Annotated in this window: 24 protein-coding genes and 2 tRNA genes; 7 read left to right on the top strand and 19 right to left on the bottom strand. The window is 67.4% G+C overall.

Features of this window, described 5'->3' with window-relative positions; all coding sequences use genetic code 11:
• Positions 1-7 precede the first annotated feature (7 nt).
• Together cofC and EV649_RS33040 are read left to right on the top strand one after the other, a co-directional pair.
• Positions 8-679, top strand: a complete 672-nt coding sequence (cofC, locus tag EV649_RS33045; RefSeq protein ID WP_130387574.1) for a 2-phospho-L-lactate guanylyltransferase — start codon at positions 8-10, stop codon at positions 677-679.
• A 1-nt stretch (position 680) separates the two neighbouring features.
• Positions 681-887, top strand: coding sequence for a hypothetical protein (locus EV649_RS33040; protein WP_130387573.1), 207 nt, complete (start codon positions 681-683; stop codon positions 885-887).
• Positions 888-995: 108 nt separating this feature from the next.
• Here the strand turns inward: EV649_RS33040 and EV649_RS33035 are convergent, their stop codons facing one another.
• From EV649_RS33035 to leuC, 4 genes are all read right to left on the bottom strand, one after another.
• On the bottom strand, positions 996-1,565 hold the full coding sequence (locus tag EV649_RS33035; RefSeq protein WP_130387572.1) for an HU family DNA-binding protein: 570 nt from the start codon (positions 1,563-1,565) through the stop codon (positions 996-998).
• A gap of 168 nt (positions 1,566-1,733) precedes the next feature.
• Positions 1,734-2,900: a magnesium/cobalt transporter CorA gene (corA, locus tag EV649_RS33030; RefSeq protein ID WP_130387571.1), complete on the bottom strand. Its 1,167-nt coding sequence runs from the start codon at positions 2,898-2,900 to the stop codon at positions 1,734-1,736.
• A gap of 269 nt (positions 2,901-3,169) precedes the next feature.
• Complete coding sequence (leuD, locus tag EV649_RS33025; RefSeq protein WP_130387570.1) at positions 3,170-3,769, bottom strand: 3-isopropylmalate dehydratase small subunit; 600 nt, start codon at positions 3,767-3,769, stop codon at positions 3,170-3,172.
• 14 nt (positions 3,770-3,783) lie between these two features.
• On the bottom strand, positions 3,784-5,208 hold the full coding sequence (gene leuC / locus EV649_RS33020) for a 3-isopropylmalate dehydratase large subunit (RefSeq protein ID WP_130387569.1): 1,425 nt from the start codon (positions 5,206-5,208) through the stop codon (positions 3,784-3,786).
• Between the two features lie 109 nt (positions 5,209-5,317).
• Between leuC and EV649_RS33015 the strand changes: the two genes are divergently transcribed.
• Positions 5,318-6,037 carry an IclR family transcriptional regulator gene (locus tag EV649_RS33015; protein ID WP_130387568.1) on the top strand — a complete coding sequence of 240 codons (720 nt, stop codon included), beginning with the start codon at positions 5,318-5,320 and terminating at the stop codon, positions 6,035-6,037.
• 304 nt (positions 6,038-6,341) lie between these two features.
• Here the strand turns inward: EV649_RS33015 and EV649_RS33005 are convergent, their stop codons facing one another.
• Together EV649_RS33005 and EV649_RS33000 are read right to left on the bottom strand one after the other, a co-directional pair.
• Positions 6,342-6,608, bottom strand: coding sequence for a hypothetical protein (locus tag EV649_RS33005; protein ID WP_130387566.1), 267 nt, complete (start codon positions 6,606-6,608; stop codon positions 6,342-6,344).
• Between the two features lie 67 nt (positions 6,609-6,675).
• Positions 6,676-7,200: a 2'-5' RNA ligase family protein gene (locus tag EV649_RS33000; RefSeq protein ID WP_130387565.1), complete on the bottom strand. Its 525-nt coding sequence runs from the start codon at positions 7,198-7,200 to the stop codon at positions 6,676-6,678.
• A gap of 80 nt (positions 7,201-7,280) precedes the next feature.
• Between EV649_RS33000 and EV649_RS32995 the strand changes: the two genes are divergently transcribed.
• Positions 7,281-7,853, top strand: a complete 573-nt coding sequence (locus tag EV649_RS32995; protein ID WP_130387564.1) for an HdeD family acid-resistance protein — start codon at positions 7,281-7,283, stop codon at positions 7,851-7,853.
• A gap of 7 nt (positions 7,854-7,860) precedes the next feature.
• Here EV649_RS32995 and EV649_RS32990 read toward each other — a convergent pair whose 3' ends face one another.
• From EV649_RS32990 to EV649_RS32940, 11 genes are all read right to left on the bottom strand, one after another.
• The gene (locus tag EV649_RS32990) at positions 7,861-8,262 is read right to left on the bottom strand and encodes a VOC family protein (protein WP_130387563.1); all 402 of its coding nucleotides are present in this window, start codon (positions 8,260-8,262) and stop codon (positions 7,861-7,863) included.
• A 9-nt stretch (positions 8,263-8,271) separates the two neighbouring features.
• Positions 8,272-9,264 carry a LacI family DNA-binding transcriptional regulator gene (locus EV649_RS32985; RefSeq protein WP_130387562.1) on the bottom strand — a complete coding sequence of 331 codons (993 nt, stop codon included), beginning with the start codon at positions 9,262-9,264 and terminating at the stop codon, positions 8,272-8,274.
• Positions 9,248-10,165, bottom strand: a complete 918-nt coding sequence (locus tag EV649_RS32980) for a nucleoside hydrolase (protein ID WP_130387561.1) — start codon at positions 10,163-10,165, stop codon at positions 9,248-9,250. The genes EV649_RS32985 and EV649_RS32980 overlap by 17 nt, the downstream gene beginning before the upstream one ends.
• 8 nt (positions 10,166-10,173) lie before the next feature.
• Entirely contained in the window at positions 10,174-10,992 is an 819-nt protein-coding gene (locus tag EV649_RS32975) for a carbohydrate ABC transporter permease (protein WP_130387560.1), read from the bottom strand.
• Positions 10,989-11,849, bottom strand: coding sequence for a sugar ABC transporter permease (locus tag EV649_RS32970; RefSeq protein WP_130387559.1), 861 nt, complete (start codon positions 11,847-11,849; stop codon positions 10,989-10,991). Before EV649_RS32970 ends, EV649_RS32975 begins: the two co-directional genes overlap by 4 nt.
• Positions 11,846-13,153 carry a sugar ABC transporter substrate-binding protein gene (locus tag EV649_RS32965; protein ID WP_157996361.1) on the bottom strand — a complete coding sequence of 436 codons (1,308 nt, stop codon included), beginning with the start codon at positions 13,151-13,153 and terminating at the stop codon, positions 11,846-11,848. The genes EV649_RS32970 and EV649_RS32965 overlap by 4 nt, the downstream gene beginning before the upstream one ends.
• A 195-nt stretch (positions 13,154-13,348) precedes the next feature.
• Positions 13,349-13,424, bottom strand: a tRNA-Glu gene (locus EV649_RS32960).
• Positions 13,425-13,502: 78 nt separating this feature from the next.
• Positions 13,503-13,574, bottom strand: a tRNA-Gln gene (locus EV649_RS32955).
• 117 nt (positions 13,575-13,691) lie between these two features.
• Entirely contained in the window at positions 13,692-14,603 is a 912-nt protein-coding gene (locus tag EV649_RS32950) for a CPBP family intramembrane glutamic endopeptidase (RefSeq protein ID WP_130387557.1), read from the bottom strand.
• The gene (gltX, locus tag EV649_RS32945; protein WP_241998976.1) at positions 14,603-16,117 is read right to left on the bottom strand and encodes a glutamate--tRNA ligase; all 1,515 of its coding nucleotides are present in this window, start codon (positions 16,115-16,117) and stop codon (positions 14,603-14,605) included. The genes EV649_RS32950 and gltX overlap by 1 nt, the downstream gene beginning before the upstream one ends.
• Positions 16,110-16,898 carry a fumarylacetoacetate hydrolase family protein gene (locus tag EV649_RS32940; RefSeq protein WP_130387556.1) on the bottom strand — a complete coding sequence of 263 codons (789 nt, stop codon included), beginning with the start codon at positions 16,896-16,898 and terminating at the stop codon, positions 16,110-16,112. The genes gltX and EV649_RS32940 overlap by 8 nt, the downstream gene beginning before the upstream one ends.
• Positions 16,899-16,938: 40 nt before the next feature.
• Here EV649_RS32940 and EV649_RS32935 point away from each other — a divergent pair, with 40 nt between their 5' ends.
• From EV649_RS32935 to EV649_RS32925, 3 genes are read left to right on the top strand one after another with little or no spacing between them, the layout of a single operon-like run.
• Positions 16,939-17,421, top strand: a complete 483-nt coding sequence (locus tag EV649_RS32935) for a GNAT family N-acetyltransferase (protein WP_130387555.1) — start codon at positions 16,939-16,941, stop codon at positions 17,419-17,421.
• Positions 17,418-18,269, top strand: coding sequence for a 3-methyladenine DNA glycosylase (locus tag EV649_RS32930; RefSeq protein WP_130387554.1), 852 nt, complete (start codon positions 17,418-17,420; stop codon positions 18,267-18,269). Before EV649_RS32935 ends, EV649_RS32930 begins: the two co-directional genes overlap by 4 nt.
• Positions 18,270-18,278: 9 nt before the next feature.
• Positions 18,279-18,476, top strand: a complete 198-nt coding sequence (locus tag EV649_RS32925; protein ID WP_130387553.1) for a hypothetical protein — start codon at positions 18,279-18,281, stop codon at positions 18,474-18,476.
• A 174-nt stretch (positions 18,477-18,650) separates the two neighbouring features.
• Here EV649_RS32925 and EV649_RS32920 read toward each other — a convergent pair whose 3' ends face one another.
• Positions 18,651-19,277 (bottom strand): class I SAM-dependent methyltransferase, encoded by a 627-nt coding sequence (locus EV649_RS32920; protein ID WP_130387552.1) that lies wholly within the window; start codon positions 19,275-19,277, stop codon positions 18,651-18,653.
• The gene (locus EV649_RS32915) at positions 19,274-20,098 is read right to left on the bottom strand and encodes a class I SAM-dependent methyltransferase (protein ID WP_130387551.1); all 825 of its coding nucleotides are present in this window, start codon (positions 20,096-20,098) and stop codon (positions 19,274-19,276) included. Before EV649_RS32915 ends, EV649_RS32920 begins: the two co-directional genes overlap by 4 nt.
• Positions 20,099-20,175 lie beyond the last annotated feature (77 nt).

Here is a 20,175-nt window from a genome sequence, read left to right as displayed (position 1 = left end):
CTGCCTGATGGCAGACCTACAGGTCGCTCCCTGGACCCTGGTGATCCCGGTGAAGCGTACGGCGATCGCGAAGAGCCGGCTCGCTCCGGCCTACCCTCAGCACCGTCCCGAACTGGCCCGCGCGTTCGCTGTCGACACTACTGCGGCCGCTCTCGGTTCTCCTCTGGTGCAGACGGTCCTGGTGGTGACCGACGACCCGTTGGTCGCCGCTGACGTGACCGCAGCCGGAGCGCACGTGGTCCCGGACCTGCCCGCCGCCGGTCTCAACGAAGCCTTGCTGCATGGAGCCACTGTGGCCGCTGCCGAGTTCGGAGGCAACGGAATCGCAGCCCTCTCAGCTGATCTTCCCGCCCTGCGCCCAGCAGAGCTGACCGCCGTCCTCGCAGCCTGTACGGCGCCGCGCTCGTTCGTGATCGACCAGCCCGGCACCGGTACGACGTTGCTCGCCGCGGCGCCCGGGGTTGCGCTGGATCCGCGCTTCGGTGTGGGTTCCGCCCTGGCGCACCAGGCGTCGGGGGCGATGCCGATCGAGCTGACCGCGATCGAGTCGGTACGGCGTGACGTCGACACGGCCGCCGATCTCGCGCACGCCGTACAACTGGGAGTCGGTCCGGCGACCGCGGACGTGATGTCGCTGGTTCTCGGTGCCGCGACCGGGACCGAAGGACTAGCCTGCTGACATGCAGGCAACCGTGAGCCGCTACGACGGCGAGACGTTCTCCGGTGCGGTGCTGACGGACACCGGGATCGAGCTCCCGTTCACCGTGCACGCCGTCTCGGACACCCCGGTCCGTCATCTGCGGGTGGGCCAACGGGTGCGGATCGAGACCACCGGTTCGGGTGCGGGGCTGGCGATCACCAAGCTGGAGTTCGGCACCACGCTGTAGTTGCCGTCAGCACCTCCGGACACTTCTCCGGACACGGCGAAGGCCGGTCAACCCTGGAATGGGATGACCGGCCTTCGCTGTTGTGCGGTATGCCGCAGTGCGTGAAGATCAGCGGGCGGTACGCTTCGCCGCGGTCTTCTTGGCGGGGGCCTTCTTGGCCGGCGCCTTCTTCGCAACGGTCTTCTTGGCCGGGGCCTTCTTCGCCGGGGCCTTCTTGGCAACGGTCTTCGCCGGAGCCTTCTTGGCGACCGTCTTGGCCGGTGCCTTCTTCGCGACCGTCTTCTTCGCAGCGGCGGTCTTCGTCGCAGCGGCCTTGGCCGGAGCGGCCTTCTTCGCCGGGGCAGCCGCCTTGGTGGCGGTCGCGGCCGGCTTCGGGGCTACCAGCTTCGGCAGCTTCTTGGCGCCGGAGACAACGGCCTTCAGCTCCGCACCCGCGCGGAACTTCGGAACCGTGGTCTTCTTGGCACGCTTGGTCTCACCGGTCCGCGGGTTGCGCACGATGCGCGCGCCACGCTCGATGGCCTCGAAGGCACCGAAACCGGTGATGGCGACCTTGCCGCCCTTCTTGGTCAGCTCACGCTGGACGGTGTCGATCACCGACTCCAACGCGTGCTGGGCCTGGCGGCGGTTTCCGTCGAAGTGCACTGCGAGCGCTTCGACCAACTGGCTCTTGTTCACTGCTTCCCTCCGTGAACGTAGGCGTCGAGCACAGCGCTCGATCTCACAGGAACGTTATGGACTCAACACGCCGTTCACAAACACCAACGCGGCAATTCGGCCTTGTTTTAGGCGATTCGTGCCACAATTTGGCCCGATTCGGCACTCAGACAGGGTTTTCGGGGTGGTTCAGAGCCAACCGCGGCGCTTGAAGATCTGGTGCAGACCTCCACACACCAAGGCCATCAGACCGATCGCGAAGGGGTATCCGTACTCCCAGTGCAGCTCCGGCATCTTGTCGAAGTTCATCCCGTAGACGGTGCCGATCAGCGTCGGGGCGAACAGGATCGCCGCCCAGGCAGAGATCCGCTTCACCTCTTCGTTCTGCTCGCTGCTGGCGATCGCGAGGCTCTTCATCTCCTCGTTCTGCTGCTGGGCCACCAGGGTCGCGTTCACGGTCAGGATGTCGCGCAGCAGCTCCCGGAAACCGTCGACCTTCTCCACCACTTCGGTGACGTGGTCGGCCACATCCCGTAGTGAACGTTGCAGTTCCTCGTCGACGCCGTACTTCTGGAAACCGCCGCGGAGCTGCTCGAGCATGCCGACCAGCGGCCGGGTCGCGCGCTGGAACTCGATCACCTCACGGGACAGCTCGTAGATGCGCCGCGACACCTTCGGGTCACCGCGGAACACCTCGGTCTCGATCTCGTCGATGTCGTTCTCCAGACCGGCGACCACCGGCGCGTACCCGTCGACGACCTTGTCCATGATCGCGTACAGCACCGCTTCGGCACCGCGGCCGAGGAGTTCGGGGTCGCGCTCGACCCGGCGCCGTACCGCTGCCAGATTGGGCGCTTCGGCGTGCCGGACCGTCACCACGAAGTCCGGTCCGACGAAGACGTGCACCTCACCGAACTCGACCTCCTCGGTCGCGTCCCGGTACCGCGCGGCCTTCAGTACGACGAACAACGTGTCGCCGTACCGCTCCAGCTTCGGCCGCTGATGGGCCTCGTTGGCGTCCTCGATCGCGAGCTCGTGCAGGTCGAACTCCTGCGCCAGCGAGGCGAGTTCGCGGCGGTCCGGCCGGTACAGGCCGATCCAGGCCAGGCTCTGCGGCGACGTGTGCAGCGCGGAATAGGTGTCCGCGAGCGAGTGCGGGGACGCGATCCGGTTGCCGCCGCAGTAGATCGCGCTGTCGACGACGCTGTGCCCCTTGGGCTTCTGCGGATCGCGGGACGGCTTCTCGGCCGGCTCGATCGCGGTCGCGGCAACGGATGCGGCGTGCTTACGGGCGGCGGCACGCAGTGACGGGGTGCGGCTGAACGCGCGGAGCGAACGCAGGCGCAGGTCGGACATGAGTCCTCCAGGTGCGGTGGATCAGGTGAGTGATGAACGCACGTCTGCCCGACCCTGCAACTACTAGAGACTCTGCAACTTCTAGAAGAAGGAAGCCCCCACAGGCCGAGCGAGACCGGTATGTCTGGAGGGATCGCTGCTGCTGTTGGTCATGAGCGCCTCACCTCCTCGGTCTCGCAAGCCTTGTTCTGACAACCACGCAAGGGTAACACCAGAGTTATCGCCGCCGACCATGCAGACGTTACGGCGGCGACAACTCTGGTGGATGTTCAGGCCTTCGCAGGCAGGGTTGCCGGCTTGAACGACGGCCGGGTCGCTTCGTAGGCAGCGATTTCGTCCGCGTGCGACAACGTGATGCCGACGTCGTCCAGACCGTTCAGCAGCCGGTACCGCGTGTAGTCGTCGATCTCGAAGGGAGCCGAGACGTCACCGGCCGAGATCGTCTTGTTCTCCAGGTCGACCGTGACCTTGGTCCCCGGGTCGGCCTCGATCGCGGTCCACAGCTGCTCCACGACGTCCTGCGTCACCAGGGCCGCGAGCAGACCGGCCTTGCCCGAGTTGCCGCGGAAGATGTCGCCGAACCGCGACGACACGACGACACGGAACCCGTAGTCGAGCAGGGCCCAGACCGCGTGCTCCCGGGACGACCCGGTGCCGAAGTCCGGTCCCGCCACGAGAACCGAGACACCGTCGTACTCAGGCTGGTTGAGAACGAAGGAAGGATCGTTGCGCCAGGCTGCGAACAGCCCGTCCTCGAATCCGGTCCGGGTGACCCGCTTCAGGTACACGGCCGGGATGATCTGGTCGGTGTCGACGTTGCTGCGGCGCAGCGGAGCCGCCGTACCGATGTGCTGGGTGAAGGCGTCCATGATTCCGTTGCTCCTCAGGCGTTCGCAGGTACGGCGACGGGCGGCAGGTCGGCCGGTGCGGCCAGGGTCCCGGTGACAGCGGTCGCGGCGGCGACCAGCGGCGACACCAGGTGGGTGCGGCCGCCCTTGCCCTGGCGACCTTCGAAGTTCCGGTTCGAGGTGGAAGCGCTGCGCTCCCCCGGGGCCAGCTGGTCCGGGTTCATCCCCAGGCACATCGAGCATCCGGCGCCGCGCCACTCGGCGCCGGCGTCCTTGAAGATCGCGTCCAGGCCCTCGGACTCGGCCTGCAGCCGGACCCGGCCGGAACCCGGGACCACGAGCATCCGGGTGCCCTCGGCAACCTTCCGCCCGGCCAGTACGCCGGCCGCGGCGCGGAGGTCCTCGATCCGGCCGTTGGTGCAGGAACCCAGGAACACCGTGTCCACGTGGATCTCGCGCAGCGGCGTACCGGCGGTGAGGCCCATGTACTCCAGGGCGCGCTCGGCGGCGACCTTGTCGTTCTCGTTGTCGAAGTCGTCCGGCGACGGCACGACCGCGGACAGCGGAACGCCCTGGCCGGGGTTGGTGCCCCAGGTGACGAACGGCGCGATGTCCTCGGCGCGCAGCACGACCTCACGGTCGAAGCTCGCGTCCTCGTCGGTGGCCAGGCTCTTCCAGTACTCGACGGCGGCTTCCCAGTCGACGCCCTGCGGCGCGTGCGGCTTGTCCTTCAGGTACGCGAACGTGGTCTCGTCCGGCGCGATCATGCCGGCCTTCGCGCCCCACTCGATCGACATGTTGCAGATCGTCATCCGGGCTTCCATGCTCAGCGCCCGGATCGCCTCGCCGCGGTACTCGACGATGTAGCCCTGGCCGCCGCCGGTGCCGACCTGCGCGATCAGCGCCAGCACCAGGTCCTTGGCCGAGACCCCGTCGGGCAGTACGCCGTCGACCGTGACGGCCATCGTCTTCGGGCGGGCCTGCATCAGCGTCTGCGTAGCCAGCACGTGCTCGACCTCGCTGGTACCGATGCCGAAGGCAATCGCCCCGAACGCGCCGTGGGTGGAGGTGTGGCTGTCACCGCAGACCACGGTCATCCCGGGCTGGGTCAGACCGAGCTGCGGGCCGATCACGTGCACGACGCCCTGGTCCGGGTCGCCGAGGGTGTGGATCCGGATGCCGAAGTCCTCGGCGTTCTTGCGCAGCGTGTCCACCTGCGTCCGCGACACCGGGTCGGCGATCGGCTTGTCCACGTCGAACGTCGGGACGTTGTGGTCCTCGGTGGCGATCGTCAGATCCGGCCGCCGGACCGGGCGGTTCGCCAGCCGGAGGCCGTCGAACGCCTGCGGACTGGTCACCTCGTGCACCAGATGGAGGTCGATGTAGAGGAGGTCGGGTTCTCCGTCGGCATGGCGCACGACATGCGCATCCCAGACCTTTTCCGACAACGTCCTACCCATCAGACTCTCCTTCGAGGATGTGTGTGGTGAAGTGCTCTCGCTCACAGTGCTCTCGATTGGGCAGCTGAAGCGACTTGCGTTCCACGATTCGAGACGGCAATATCGTCTCATGGACAACTCTAGCGGAGTCGGTGTTCTCGACAAAGCAGCCCTCGTACTGTCCGCCCTCGAGTCCGGGCCGGCGACCCTGGCCGGCCTGGTGGCGGCCACGGGCCTGGCCCGTCCGACGGCCCACCGGCTGGCGGTCGCGCTGGAGCACCACCGCCTGGTCGGCCGCGACATGCAGGGACGCTTCGTGCTCGGGCCGCGACTCAGCGAGTTGGCCTCGGCGGCCGGTGAGGACCGGCTGCTCGCGACCGCCGGCCCGGTGCTGGCGCGACTGCGGGACATCACCGGTGAGTCGGCGCAGCTGTTCCGCCGCCAGGGTGAGTACCGGGTGTGCGTCGCCGCGGCTGAGCGTCCGTCCGGTCTGCGTGACACTGTCCCGGTGGGCAGCCAGCTGACTATGGCGGCCGGGTCGGCCGCTCAAATACTGCTTGCGTGGGAAGACCCGGAGCGGATGCACCGCGGTCTGCACAACGCATCGTTCAACGCTGCCGCGCTGGCCGGCGTACGGCGTCGCGGCTGGGCGCACTCGGTCGGCGAACGCGAGCAGGGCGTCGCGTCCGTCTCCGCCCCGGTCCGCTCCCCCAGCGGCAAGGTGATCGCCGCCGTGTCGGTCTCCGGCCCGATCGAGCGCCTGTCCCGCCAGCCCGGCCGCATGCACGCCCCTGCCGTTATGGCCGCCGCCGAACGCCTCTCCGAAGCCCTCCGCCGCGCCTCAGAGTAGTCCCAAGAAAGCCGAAGGGTTCCTGGACGCCCAAGAACCCTTCACATGCAGCCGTCAACGCTTGACTGAACCCACAGTGATCACGTGGACGGACACCTGGGCCTCCGAGATCTCATACAAGATCCGGTGATCGCCCAGCCGGAGTCTTCGAAGATCCGTGCCACCCAGAACTTTGCTGTCGGTAGGACGTGGATTGGTCGCCAGACCCAGAATCGCGCCGACAAGAATCTTCGCCGTGTCCGGATCCGCACCCGGAGACGGTTGAGCGCTCTGATGGCCTCGCCGCTCCAGATGATGGTGTAGGTCACGACGGATCGGGTTCCCCGATCTCCAGGAGCCTGACGGCATCCTCGTGGGAGATCCATTCGCCTCGCGCCTTGATCGCCTCGGCTTCGGCAATGTCGGCCTGGTCGACCACGGCTTGCATCTCCTGGTAGTCGGCCAACGAGATGATGACCGCAACGGTGGTGTCTTCGTCGGTGAGGTCTACCCGTTCGTGCGCCCCAGCGGCACGCGCCACCAGGGCGCCGAGTTCAGCCGGTCCATCGGCCAAGGAGTAGCTGTCGCTCATAGGAAGACTGTAGCGACCTGCACCGACGAAAATCGGCGTCGGAGCCGATCTGTGGAAAACGGTGCGGCTACACAACGTACGTGAGGGGCCAGAGTTGTCCTGTGCTGCTGTCGATGAGGGCGGCGTGGTCGGCGGTGGCTTCGAGTGGGAGTACGTCGTACACCGCTGCCGCCAGCACCGGCAGCGCGGCCAGCGGGACCCGCGGTGCAAGAGTGCAATGCGGCACCCACCGCCCCGGCTGGTAGTGCCGATGCAGTTCGGCATCCGCCGCCCTCAGCGCGGACACCACGGTCGCCTGCAGTTGCAGCACCTCCACTCCCACAGCCGGCACCAGCCAGGCTCGGCCGCGGCGGAACGTGCCGAGCGCATCGAAGTACAACTCGGCAGACTGTTCGTTCAGCAGGGGTTGGACGGCTGTCTGCACTCTGTCGTGGTCCCACTCGCGCAGTACTGCAAGCGACAGGTGCGGCACGTGTCGGCGATGGGTGTGGGATTTCAGCGTCGGTACGCCGAGATTCTCCAAGCGGTCCCACAGCGCTCGCAGGAGCCGGTCGGTGCGGCGATCGAAGAGTAGGCAGACGGCAAGTGCCACACGACCACAGTAGGTCGGTGATTGCCGTGAGTGAGCAATCGGATCACCATGAGGAGAACGAGCCCTCAAGGAGGTCCGACATGGAGCGGGACTGGTTGACTCTCGGGTGGAAGATGCTGCTCGTCCGCGGTGCGATCGGCATCGTGTTCGGGATTCTCGCGATCGCGTGGCCGATCTCCACGGCGATCGCGCTGGCGCTGCTCTGGGGGTTCTGGGCCCTCACCGACGGGATCGGATCGATCGTTCAGGCCTTCCAGCCCGAGTCCCGGGGCAGTCGGCTGTGGCTGGTCGTGCTCGGCTTGATCGCGTTGCTCGCGGCGTTCTTCGCGATCACCAGTCCCGGCATGACCGCCAAGACGCTGACCTGGATCCTCGGGATCTGGCTGATCATCCGCGGCGTCTTCGAGCTCGCGGGCGCCTTCAGCAGCCACCAGGTGATGCCGCGCCGGCTGCTCGTGCTCAACGGGCTGTTGTCGCTCCTGATCGGCGTACTGTTCGCCGCCAATCCCGGTGCGGGCGCGGTCAGCATCGCCGTACTGCTAGGCATCACGGCACTGATCTGGGGCGTGGTCCTGATCGGCGTCGGATGGTCGATGCGGCGCGCGCTCTCAGCCCCACCCGGTCCGACTCAGTCGAGCCCGTCGCCGGCCTGACGAGCAACTAACCGAGTGCGTTGCCCTGGTTCCAGCCGCCGTACGGCACTGTGAGGATTTCGAGGTTGTGGCCGTCGGGGTCGTCCCAGTAAAGGCCGCGGCCGCCGTCGTTGGTGTTGATCTCGCCTTCGCTGCGGTGGAAGGGGTCGGCCCAGTACGTCAGCCCGCGGTCGACGATCCGGGCGTGGATCTGGTCGAACTCCTCCTCGCTCACGAGGAAGGCGTAGTGCTGCCGGTGCGGCTGCCCCTGGCCCTCGGCGAAGTCGAGCGTCGTGCCGTTCCCGAGCTGCACCACGGCGAACGGCCCGAAACTGCTCGGTTCGCCGATCCCGAGGATGTAGGCCAGGAACCGCGCCGAGGCTTCTTTGTCGGTGCAGTTCACGATGGTGTGGTTGAACTCGACAGCCATTCCTTCAGGCTACTCGGATTCTGTGCAGCCGCAGGAGATGCTGGGAACCAACTCGTAGTCGAGGACGTGGCGGGCTGCCGGTGGGTTCGTGCGGTCGAGCAACAGTTCGACGGCCTGGCGTGCGGTTTCCTCGATCGGCTGGCGGACGCTGGCGAGTGGCGGGATCGTCACGGTGCACTCACTGGTGCCGTCGAAACCCATCACAGCCACGTCGTCCGGCACCTGCAGTCCGGCTTCCCAGGCCGCGAACAGAACGCCGAACGCCTGCTCGTCCGTCGAGCAGTAGATCGCCCGCGGCGGCCGCTTCTGCGCGAACCACGGCCGTACGGCGTCCCGTGCAGCGAACCGCGACACCGGGCTGGCCACGTACCGCGCCGACGCCCGTGGGTGCTTGTCCAGCGCCCGTTCGATCCCGCGCCGGTGTTCCGCCGTACCGGGTGAATCCTCGGGGCCGGTGACGACGCCGAGGGTTCGGTAGCCGTGTGACAGCAGATGGTCCGCCGACGCCTCAGAGCCCGCGACGTAGTCGATCGAGAGCGTGGAGACCGTCACGCCGTCGGGCACTGGGTGCAGAGCCACGACCGGTACGCCGGCGGTCGCGAAGCGCTGGATCGCGGGCGCGACCAGCAACGAGACGAGGACTACGCCGTCGACCTTGCGTTCGATGAACGAGCCGATGTGGGCCGACTCCTGCTCCGGATCGCCGGCCGAGTCGCCGATCAGCAGCAGGTGGTCGTGCTGCCGCGCGTAGTTCTCCAGGTGCTCGGCGAGCGTGGCGAAGTACGGGTTGCGGATCTGCGGGATGAGTAGTCCGAGCGAGTACGTGCGTCCCGCGCTCAGCGCACGGGCGAGGATGTTAGGCCGGTATTCCAGCTCCGCCGCGGCCTCCAGCACGCGCCGGCGGGTCTCCGCCGACACGGGCCGGGGGCCGTTGTTGAAGACGTAGCTGACGACCGCCGTGGACGTGCCGGCGCGTTCCGCGACGTCACGTGCGGTCGCCATCGATCTCCCCACGAGCCACAGGGTATGCCGTGCCGGCGGCCACGATCCGCGTCGTGATCTCCTCGGCCACCTGCTCGGCCTCCACCGCGGTAACGATCCGCACGGTGCCGTCCGCAGCAGGCGCGAACGTACTGTGCCCCGCCCGCTCTCCCCCGACCTCGATCGACACCCGTCCGAGCTTGGAGAACGTGAACAGTTCCGGGCGACTCAGTGCGAGCACCGCGACCGGGTCATGCGGCACGTTCCACGTCTCGTTCCAGTACGCCCACCACTGCTCGATGTCCGCCCCGAGCGCGGCACCGAGCGGTCCGGCGGCGCGGATCCACTCCAGGCGGGCCGCCTCGATCGTGACCTGCTGGGTGATCTCCAGCCCGGTGATCGTGGTCGGAATTCCAGCGCTCAGCACGGCCTGCGCAGCCACGTCGTCGGACTTGAAGTTGTGCTCGCACACGTCGTCGCCGAACGATCCACCCATCACCCACAGGTGCCGGATCCACCAGGCCGCCTGCGGTTCGAGGGCGAGAGCAGCCGCCACGTTGGTCAGCGGTCCGATCGCGGCCACGTCGAGCTCACCAGGTTGCTCGCGGAGCCGGGCGACCAGCCGTTCGGGCGCGCTGTCCGCGCTGATCGTCTCCTGTTCCAGGTCGTCGTGCAGCGTGCCCTCATGCCCGGCCCACCAGACCTTCCGCCCCGACAACGTCTCGGTCTCACCGGGTACGACGTCCAGTTCGCGTCCCGCGAGTACGCCGTACCGCCTGGCGAGCTGGGCCCGCAGCCGCGTGTCGCCGTACACGGTGTGAACCTCGACGAGGTCGAGCTCCGGGCTGCCCAGGAGCTGGGCGAGCGCCATCGCGTCGTCGACGTCGGAGCCGATATCGGTATCGAGAATGATGGATCGCACAGATCTCCTTACTTGAGTCCGGTACTCGACACGGACTGGACGAAGTACCGCTGGAAGCCGGCGATGACGGCCAGCGGGATGACGGTGAGGACCACGGCGCCCGCGAACACGAGACCGTAGTCGGTGAAGTTCTGGCCCTGCAGGTTGGACAGCGCGACCGGGCCGAGGATGTGCTTGGCGTCGGTACCGATCAGCAGCGGCCAGACGTACGCCTGCCACTGGAAGAGGAACAGCATCAGGCCGGCGCCGATCAGCGCGGGCTTCGACAGCGGCAGGTAGATCCAGCGGAACACCCCGAACCAGCCCAGCCCGTCGAGCCGGCCGGCTTCGACCAGTTCGGCCGGGATGCCGAGGAAGAACTGCCGCAGCAGGAAGATCGCCATCCCGTTGCCGATCCCCGGCAGCACCAGACCCGCGAACGTGTTGGTCAGGTGCCAGTCCCGGAACATCGTCGACAGCGGGATCGCGATCGCGTCGAACGGCACCAGGAAGCTCAGTACGACGATGCCGAACACCAGCCCGCGGCCGCGGAACTGGAACGCCGCCAGCCCGAAGGCCGCGGTCGCGCAGACCGCGAGGCCGATGACGACCGTGGCAGCGCTGACCAGGATCGAGTTGAGCGTCGCACGGCCGATCGCGCTGTTCAGGAGGGCAGAGTAGTTGGTCAGGGTGGGACGCAGCTCGAGGAACGTCTGCCAGGACAGCGGGTTGAGGTTGGCGAACGTCTCCGAGCCGGGGCGCAGCGAGTTCGTGACGACCCAGAGCAACGGCAAGAAGAACAGGATGCCGACGACCCCGCCGAGCACCGAGAGGCTGACCCGCTTCACTGGTCACCTCGCAGCAGCCGGAACTGTCCGGCCACGATCGCCAGCGTCAACGCGACCAGGATGACGACCTCGGCCTGGGCAACGTGGATGTCGCCGATGGCGTACGCGCGGCTGTAGACGTCGTACATCAGCAGGTTGCTGTTGCCGTTCGGGCCGCCTTTGGTGAGGATCTGCACCGGCGCGAACACGAGCAGGTTCGACACTGTGTCGGCGACGAGCACGAACGCGAGCGGACGACGTACCAGCGGAAGGACGACCGACACCATCCGGCGCCACGGGCCCGCACCGTCGAGCAGGGCGGCCTCGCGGACCTCTTCCGGGACCTCCTGGATTCCCGCGATCAGGAACAGCATCCAGTACCCGACGCCGATCCAGGACAGCAGGACGATCAGCGACGGCAGCACCTGACTCGGCGAGGTGAGGAACGGCTGCGCGGGCAGGCCGAGCCGTTCGAGTACGCCGTTCGCGAGGCCGTCCGGGCGGTAGATGACGCTCCAGATCACTGCCGACACCGCAGGCGGGGTGGCTATCGGCAGGATCACGAGCGTGCGCCAGAGCTTCGCGCCCGCGGCCCTCTGAGTGAAGAGGACCGCGAGCAGGAACGAGACCGCGACCTGGATCGGGTTCACCAGCACGGTGAAGAGCAGCGTCACGCCGACCGACTGCCGGAAGTCCTTGTTCGACAGCAGATCCGTGTAGTTGCCCAGGCCCGCGAACACCCGCCCGCCGCGCAGCAGGCTCTCGGTGTAGAAGCTCTCGACCACCGCCGAGATCGCCGGGACGATCCGCAGTACGGCGAGACACACCAGCGCGGGGGCCAGGAAGGCGAGGGCGATCAGCCCTTGCCGCTGCTTCATTTGATGGACTTCCAGGCGTCGGTGAGCTGCCTGGTCGCCTCCTGCAACCTGGTGTTCGGGTCGGTCCCGTTGCGGATATCGGCGAACGCCTTGCCCATGACTTCCTCGAACTGGATGTACCCGACGCTCACCGGCCGCGACACCGCGGTGTGCTCACTCTCGTACGTCGTGATCGCGGCAGCACCGGCCGTCTTCGCGCCGGAGAACTTGTCCATCTGCGGGGTGTACTGCTTCTGCGCCTCGAGGTTCGCCGGGATGATCGTCGTCGTACTCGTGGTGGCCAGGTTGCCCGCCAGGTCCAGCGCCGCGAACTCGACGAACTTGCGCGCCATCCCCTGCTGCTTCGACGCCGGGTTGATGCCGAGCGACCACGAACCGGTCGGGGTGACCGGCTTGCCGCCCTGGAAGTACGGCATCGGGGCGACGCCCCAGTCGACCTTCGAGCTGCCGAAGATCTTCAGGTCCCACGGGCCGCCGACGAAGAACGCGACATCACCGGCCGCGAACACCGGGCCGGTCTGGAACCCGCCGATGCCACGCGGCGACAGTCCGCTCGCGAACGTAGCGCCGTACCACTGCATCGCCTTCTTCCAGCCGTCGGTCTCGACCGCCGGGGTGAGGGCGTCATCGCCTTCGATCCCGGATCCACCGCCGAGCGATTCGGCCAGCGGCTGCAGCTGGTAGTACGCCTCGGGCTGCTCCATGAACAGGCCGTACTTCGTGCCGCCCGACTGCATCGCCTTCCGGCCGGCGGCCTCGACCTGCTCCCAGGTCCAGCGCTGCTCCGGGTCGGCGGTCGGCGGCGTCACCTTCGCCTTCGCGAGCGCGGTCTTGTTGTAGAAGAGGAACTGCGTCGAGTTCCACATCGGCAACGACCACAGCTTGTCGCGGAAGCGATTGGTCTTGTACGCCGTCGCGCTGAAGGACGTCTTCGCCTTGGCGTCGAGGTCGCTGAGATCGGTGAGGAAACCCTTCGCGGCGAGCTGCGAGACCCGCGGCTCGTCGACCGTGTAGACGTCGATGCCGGCGTCCTTCGCGCTCAGCCGCTGCTGCATGGTCGCGTTGAACTGGTCGAACGGGATCTGGGTGTAGGTCACCTTGATCCCGGGGTTCTTCGCCTCGAAGGCCTTGATCACGGGCTGGTACGTCTCTGCGTTGTCGGTACCCGTGAACGTGATGGTCCCGGTCTCCGGACCGGGGGCGGCCGTGGCTTGGGCGTTGGACCCGGACGAGTCGCCACAGCCGGCCAGCAGCAAGGCCGTGGCAACCACCACGGCCGGAAGAGCGAAGAGGTTCCGCCGCACAGCGTTCCCCTTTCCACGAGCAGGGAGAAGATCTAAGCGCTTAGACTCTAAGCGGTTAGATCCACGGCTGTCCAGGATCCGGCCGGCTTTGCGGAACATCGTTGGCACCTGGTGCGAGAAAACTTCCGGAGACCCGCGGCGGTCCGGTCCCGAACGCACGAGCGCCTCCCACCAGTGGTGGGAGGCGCTTGACTCTGGTAGCCCCGACGGGATTCGAACCCGCGCTACCGCCTTGAGAGGGCGGCGTGCTAGGCCGCTACACAACGGGGCCAGAGGTGTGTCATCCGGACCTGTTGGGCCGGGCAACGAGGTTGAACTCTACCGATTTTCACCGGTGCGGTCCAATCCGCTGGGGTACTAGGACTCGAACCTAGACTAACTGAACCAGAATCAGACGGGCTGCCAATTACCCCATACCCCAAAGGCATTTCACTGGGTCGAGAGTTTGTTTCCGCCCTCACCAACCCGGCTCGGAGAGCTTACCCGAGGCAGGGACCGGACAGCAAAACGGGCCCCCTCCGGCGGGTTGTCACTCCCGTCACACCCGTCCCGGGCCGGCGACCGGCAGCGCGGTCAACGGCAACTCGGAACTGCGCTCCAGTTTCATCCGCCCGGACATCCACCACGCGATCGCGCCGAACGCGATGAACTTCACCACGTCGATCGTCACCAGCGGCCAGGGTGCGTCCTTCACACCGAGGCTCGCCCCGACTGTGTCGGTCAGCGCCGCGAACACGAACGTCACCACGTTGTTCGCCGCGTGCGACGCGATACCGGCCTCCAGTCCGCCGGTCCGGACCACGAGCATTCCCGCGATCAGGCCGAACACGAGCCGGTCGACGAACAGCGCCGGGCTCTGCCACGGCCAGATCCCGTGCGCGGCGGTGAACAGCACTCCGGTGACGATCACGGCCACCAGCGCGGTCCGGACGAACGACCCGACGGCCTGCAGCAGGTACCCGCGGAAGAAGTACTCCTCCCCCGCGGCCTGGATCGGCGAGGTCAGCAACGCGACCGCGATGACCGCGATCGCGTCTGGCGCCACGCCACCGCCATGGCGTTCGCCGGTGGCGAGCGGGACGTTGCCGACCTGGATGATCGTGAACGCGATCAGTTCGAGCCCGATCGAGACCAGCGCGAACCAGGCCAGCGGACGCCACCGCAGCCGGCCGACCACCGACGACAGCAGTCCCGGTGTCTGCTTGTTCAACGCCCGGGCGATCAGCATCGACAGCGGGATCAAGGACATCACGGTCAGGTTGACGCCCAGCAACCCGAACCAGGACAGCGTCCCCTCGGCGTCCTTGTGGATCGACAGTTGCACGCCCTGGATCACGACGCCGGTGATCATCCAGCCGACCAGGATCGTGAACGAGCCGAGGACGACGAACGCGCGCGGCGTGACGTCGTTGTCGAGCAGCCGCTGGTACGGCGTCGTCTGCTTGCTCATCACGTCGTACGGCGAGCGCGCTCGAGCCGGTGCAGGGACTTCTCCCGCCCGAGCAGTTCCAGTGACTCGAACAGCGGCGGCGAGATCCGGCGGCCGGAGATCGCCACCCGGACCGGGCCGAACGCGTTCTTCGGCTTCAGCCCGAGCCCGTCGATCAGCGACGCCCGCAGCGCGGCCTCGATCGCCTCGGTGGTCCACTCCGTGTCGCCCAGGTCGGCCAGCGCCTTCGCGGCCGCGTCCAGTACGGCGTGCGCGTCACCGGTCAGCACCTTCGCGGCAGCGTCCGGATCGACCCTGAACGCGTCCTCGTCGACGAACAGGAACCCGAGCATCTCGTCGGACTCCGACAGCGTGTTCATCCGCTCCTGCACAAGCGGTACGGCGGCCCGCAGTACCGCGAGCTGCTCCTCGGACGGCTGCTCCGGAAGCACGCCGGTGGCGGCCAGGAACGGGATCATCCGCTGCGCGAACTCCTCCTGCGGGAGCAGCCGCATGTGCGCGGCGTTGATCGCCTCGCACTTCTTCGGGTCGAAGCGGGCCGCGTTCGAATTCACCTTGCGGATGTCGAACGCCTCGACCATCTCCGCCATCGTGAACACGTCGCGGTCCTCGGCGATCGACCAGCCGAGCAGCGCCAGGTAGTTCAGCAGCCCCTCGGGGAGGAACCCGCGGTCGACGTACTCCGTCAGCCCGGATCCCTTGTCCCGCTTGGACAGCCGCTTGTTTCCCTCGCCCATCACGAACGGCAGGTGCCCGAAGCGCGGCGTACGTCCGCTGCCGACCCCGATGTCCGCGAGCGCCTCGTACAGGGCGATCTGGCGGGGTGTCGACGGCAGCAGGTCCTCGCCGCGGAGCACGTGGGTGATCTCCATCAGCGCGTCGTCGACCGGGTTCACCAGCGGGTAGAGCGGGTAACCGTTCGCGCGGACCAGGACGTAGTCGCCGAGGTTCTCCGGCAGGAACGTGATCTCGCCGCGGACCAGGTCGTCGAACACGATCGGGTGGTCCGGCATCCGCAGCCGCACCACAGGCCGCCGACCCTCGTCGACGTACGCCTGGACCTGCTCGGGCGAGAGGTTGCGGCAGTGGCCGTCGTACCCGCTGTGCTGACCGGCCGTGCGGGCGGCCTCGCGGCGCTGGTCGAGCTCCTCCTGCGAGCAGTAGCAGTGGTACGCCCTGCCGGCCGCCATCAGCTTCGCGACGACGTCCGCGTAGATGTCCATCCGCTCGGACTGCAGGTACGGGCCGAAGTCGCCACCGACCTCGGGGCCTTCGTCCCAGGTCAGGCCGAGCCAGCGCAGGGCGTCGTACGTGTACCGGTAGCCCTCCGCAGTGTTCCGGGCCGTGTCGGTGTCCTCGATACGGAGCACGAGCTTGCCGCCGAAGTGCCGGGCGAAGGCCCAGTTGAACAGCGCGCTGCGGATGTTGCCGACGGTCAGCAGGCCGGTCGGGGACGGTGGGAACCGGACCCGCACGGCACTCGGTTCCAGATCGCCCAGTACGGCGTCAGTCACGCACAATCACCTTGTTCGTCAGGGTTCCGATTCCTTCGATGCTGACCGAGACCTCGTCACCGGGCAGCATCGGGCCGACGCCGGCCGGCGTGCCGGTCAGCACCACGTCACCGGGCAGCAGCGTGGTGAACGAGGTGATGTAGGCCAGCACCTCGGGGATGTCGAAGATGAACTGCGACGTCCGTCCGTCCTGCTTTGGCTCACCGTTCAGCTCGGTGCTGACCCGCAGATCGGACACGTCGAGCTCGGTGCTGATCCACGGACCGAGCGGGCAGAACGTGTCGAACCCCTTGGCCCGGGCCCACTGCCCGTCGCTCTTCTGCAGGTCGCGCGCGGTCACGTCGTTCGCGATCGTGTAGCCGAAGATCACCTCGTTGACCCGCTCCTTGGGCAGGTCCCGGCAGATCCGGCCGATCACGATCGCCAGCTCGCCCTCGAAGTGCAGGTCGTTGGTCTGCTCCGGGTAGACGATGCCGTCCCGCGGGCCGATCACGCTGGTGTTCGGCTTCAGGAAGATCATCGGCTGCTGCGGTACCTCGTTGCCGAGCTCCGCGGCATGCGCCGCGTAGTTGCGGCCGACGCAGACCACCTTGCTGCGCGGGATCACCGGCGCCAGCAGCCGGACGTCGGCGAGTTGCAGCTTCTCCCCGGTGAACTGCGCCGACCGGTAGAGCGGGTCGGAGTCGAGAACGTTGACAGTACCGACGAGGCCTTCGGGGTCGTCGGTCTCGACGACGCCGTACTTGGGCTCGTCGTCCACGGAGAATCTGGCGATACGCACGGGCCGAGCCTACCGGGGCATGAGATGAGACAGTTATGCGGTGACTGTTGAGATCCGGCAGGCCGTTCCTGCGGAGTACGACGCGGTTGGCGAGCTGACCGTGGAGGCGTACTCGCACGACGGCTTCGTCAAGGGTGAGTACGCGATGACGCTGCGTGCAGCCGCGGACCGGGCCGCGAAGGCGGAGCTGTGGGTCGCGGCCGACTCGTCCGGTCTGCTGGGCACTGTTACCTACTGTCCTGTCGGCTCGGTCTACCGCGAGATCGGGCGGGACGATGAAGGCGAGTTCCGGATGCTCGGTGTGGCGGGTCGCGCGCGGGGCCTGGGAATCGGGACCGCACTGACCGAGCGCTGCATCTCGCGAACGCGTGAGCTCGGGCAGCGGCGAATCGTCATGAGCAGCGCCGTCTACATGACCACGGCGCACCGCATCTACGAACGCCTCGGCTTCGTCCGCCTGCCCGAACGTGACTGGTCCCCCATCCCGGGCGTCGATCTGTACGCGTTCGCCCTGGACCTATGAGCATCACGCTGCCCTTTGCGGAGTGGTCGTCGTACGCCGAGGATCACGCCGCGCGCGTCGACGTACTCCTGGCAGGCCACCTGGAACGGCGGCGCCGGCGGGAAGCGCATCCGGTCGAGGACTTCCTCTTCACCTACTACCCGACGCGGCCGAACCAGCTCCGCGTCTGGCACCCGGGGCCTGGAATCCTTTTGGAAGATGCGGCCTCTTACGGCGATCGGCGCGGGTACGTCGTCGTCGACGGGACGGCCACGCTCGATCCGGCCGAGATCGAGCGCCGCGCAGACAGCATCACGTGGATCCGCCGGCTGCTCGCGTCGACGCTCGATCGGCCGGCCCAGTTCGGGTGCTTCGGTCTGCACGAGTGGGCGATGGTCTACCGGACTCCCGACGTACGGCACGCTTCCTGGCCGCTCCGGCTAGGTGCCGACGGCACCGATCAGGTCGTCGAGTCCCACAAGATCAGCTGTTCGCACTTCGACGCGTTCCGGTTCTTCACGACTCCTGCTCGCCCACTGAACACGCTCCAGCCCGACCGCGAATCCCAGCCCGCGTTGGAACAGGGCGGCTGCCTGCACGCGAACATGGACCTCTACAAATGGGCGACCAAGCTGATGCCCTTCACGCCCAGCTCACTGCTCCTGGAGTGCTTCGAGCTCGCCCGCGACATCCGCACCCTCGACATGCGCGCATCGCCGTACGACCTGGCTCCCCTCGGCTACTCACCCGTGCGGATCGAAACCCCTGAAGGCAAGGCGGAGTACACCGCCGCCCAACGCACCTTCGCCGACCGCGCCCGCCCCCTCCGCCAACAACTCACGACCCTCTGCGACGAACTACTCCGCTAACCTCCCTGCATGGGAAAGATCGTCGCCATCGCGTTCGCCGCACTCCTCATCGCGATCGGCGGCGTCTGGACATTGCAAGGCCTCGGCTACCTCAAAGGCAGCTCAATGACCGGCAGCACCCTCTGGGCCACCATCGGCCCAATCGTCGCCGCGCTCGGCGTCTCCCTCCTCTACGTCGCAATCCGCGGCCCCAGAAAGCGCAACTAGCCGGGTTGGGGAGATTTCCTGCCCATTTGGGTCGGTAGCGCTCCCCAAGTCGGCCCGGCCGGCCAGTGGATCAGCAGCTCGACAGGATGTGTCATCTCAACGAGCCGGCCCTGGCGCTCAGCTGACAGGGCGCTTCACTTCAGTGGACGTATACGTACTGTCGAGCTGCCGTCCCTAGCACGCCTTGAGCCGGAGCACAGCCCACTGGTAGTGCATGACGCGGTCGTCGTCCCAGGTCATCCACTGCTCCACCGCGCCGTACCGGCCGAGCGCCTCGCGCAGTCCCTCGTCGCTGCGGATGCTGAAGAACCGGCCCGGACCGTAGCCCTTGCCGTCCTCCCAGACGTGTTCGCCTGCGTTCACGTCACCCCAGAGTCCGACGGCCAGTGGCGCTCCTGGGCGCAGTACCCGAATGATCTCCTGCAGCGCTTGGTCGAGATCTTCGTCGGCGACGTGCAGCAGGGTGCTCATCGTCCAGCCGGCGTCGAACGTCGCGTCGTCGAACGGCAGGTCGAGGACCGACGCGACCTCCGCGCGCAGGCCGAGCTCGCGGCAGGCGTCGACGCTGGCCGGTGACAGATCCACGCCGGTGTAAGTGAAACCGGCCGCCGCGATCGCTTCTCCGTCGCGGCCGGGACCGCAGCCGAGTTCGAGAACGGTGTCGTGGCCTTCGGCGCGGAGTTGTTCGAGGTACGCCGTACGCCGGGCGACACGCGGCTCGGGAAGGGCACGCTCGACGCGATCCTGGATCTCGTTGGAGTAGTAGGTGATGAGGTCCTGTTCGCGTTCTGCGCGGCTCATGGTTTTGTGGCCTTCAGGGCGAAGAGGAGGGGGATGCGGGGGGCGTTGTCCGGGAGGCGCCACCAGCCGTTGGGGGTCTGTTGCATTGATGGCCAGCGGGGCCACGGGAGTACTTCGGATTCGCGGAGGCTGGTGAGTTGGAAGCCTGCGTCGGCGAGGGTCGTGGTGATTTCGCCGAGGCCGTGGCGCCATTCGTAGCTGGTCTGCCGGCCGGGTACTTCGTCGCCGGTGTAGGTGACGGTGGAGTCGTGAGCGATCGGCCCGCGGCCTTCGAGGTAGTCGGCGCGGAGCACGAGGTCCTCGGACTCGCCGGGTAGGGAGACCTCGCGGAGCGCGTTGAGCAGCGGGTGGAACTCGACGATGTAGAGGATGCCGCCGGGTTTGAGCAGGTCGCGGACGACCTCGGCCCACTGCTTCAGCTCTGGCAGATAGCAGAGCGCGCCCTTGCCGGTGTAGACGACATCGAACTGCCGTCCGTCGACCGCGTCCAAGGCGTCGTACACATTGGCGTGCACGTAGTCGACCTCGACACCTGCCTCGGCAGCGATCCGCCGTGCGGCCTCCAGCGACTTCTCCGACAGGTCGAGTCCGCTGGTCCGCGCACCCCGCCGCGCGAACTCGATCGTCTCGGTCCCCAGATGGCACTGCAGATGCAGTACGTCGCGACCGTCGAGCGGCCCGAGATCCTCCCACTCGTAGTCGGCGAACCAGAACTCCGCGGGCCGGTCGTAGAACTCGCTCGCCGCATGCAGCGGCGCCCGCGCGTTCCAGTCGGCCTGATTGGCGGCCACCATCTGCTGCGTCTGCGCATCCAGAGTCACACCCAGCAGTCTCCCCACCACCGGGTTCAGTTCGGGTTGTTTATCCACAGACCTTGTTCAAGGTTTGTGGATAAGGT

The organism is Kribbella sp. VKM Ac-2569 (genome assembly GCF_004216905.1).
Taxonomy (GTDB): domain Bacteria; phylum Actinomycetota; class Actinomycetes; order Propionibacteriales; family Kribbellaceae; genus Kribbella.
Note: the sequence above shows the minus strand (reverse complement) of the source record. Positions and strands in the feature narration are given on the sequence as shown.

Excerpts from the sequence above, each read along its gene's own strand:
- EV649_RS33040 (WP_130387573.1), top strand. The coding sequence starts at position 681 with ATGCAGGCAACCGTGAGCCGCTACGACGGCGAGACGTTCTCCGGTGCG.
- EV649_RS32920 (WP_130387552.1), bottom strand. The coding sequence starts at position 19,277 with ATGAGCCGCGCAGAACGCGAACAGGACCTCATCACCTACTACTCCAAC.
- EV649_RS32925 (WP_130387553.1), top strand. The coding sequence starts at position 18,279 with ATGGGAAAGATCGTCGCCATCGCGTTCGCCGCACTCCTCATCGCGATC.
- EV649_RS32970 (WP_130387559.1), bottom strand. The coding sequence starts at position 11,849 with ATGAAGCAGCGGCAAGGGCTGATCGCCCTCGCCTTCCTGGCCCCCGCG.
- corA (WP_130387571.1), bottom strand. The coding sequence starts at position 2,900 with ATGTCCGACCTGCGCCTGCGTTCGCTCCGCGCGTTCAGCCGCACCCCG.
- EV649_RS32995 (WP_130387564.1), top strand. The coding sequence starts at position 7,281 with ATGGAGCGGGACTGGTTGACTCTCGGGTGGAAGATGCTGCTCGTCCGC.
- leuD (WP_130387570.1), bottom strand. The coding sequence starts at position 3,769 with ATGGACGCCTTCACCCAGCACATCGGTACGGCGGCTCCGCTGCGCCGC.
- EV649_RS32990 (WP_130387563.1), bottom strand. The coding sequence starts at position 8,262 with ATGGCTGTCGAGTTCAACCACACCATCGTGAACTGCACCGACAAAGAA.
- EV649_RS33015 (WP_130387568.1), top strand. The coding sequence starts at position 5,318 with ATGGACAACTCTAGCGGAGTCGGTGTTCTCGACAAAGCAGCCCTCGTA.
- EV649_RS33005 (WP_130387566.1), bottom strand. The coding sequence starts at position 6,608 with ATGAGCGACAGCTACTCCTTGGCCGATGGACCGGCTGAACTCGGCGCC.
- leuC (WP_130387569.1), bottom strand. The coding sequence starts at position 5,208 with ATGGGTAGGACGTTGTCGGAAAAGGTCTGGGATGCGCATGTCGTGCGC.
- EV649_RS32985 (WP_130387562.1), bottom strand. The coding sequence starts at position 9,264 with ATGGCGACCGCACGTGACGTCGCGGAACGCGCCGGCACGTCCACGGCG.
- cofC (WP_130387574.1), top strand. The coding sequence starts at position 8 with ATGGCAGACCTACAGGTCGCTCCCTGGACCCTGGTGATCCCGGTGAAG.
- EV649_RS32930 (WP_130387554.1), top strand. The coding sequence starts at position 17,418 with ATGAGCATCACGCTGCCCTTTGCGGAGTGGTCGTCGTACGCCGAGGAT.
- EV649_RS32950 (WP_130387557.1), bottom strand. The coding sequence starts at position 14,603 with ATGAGCAAGCAGACGACGCCGTACCAGCGGCTGCTCGACAACGACGTC.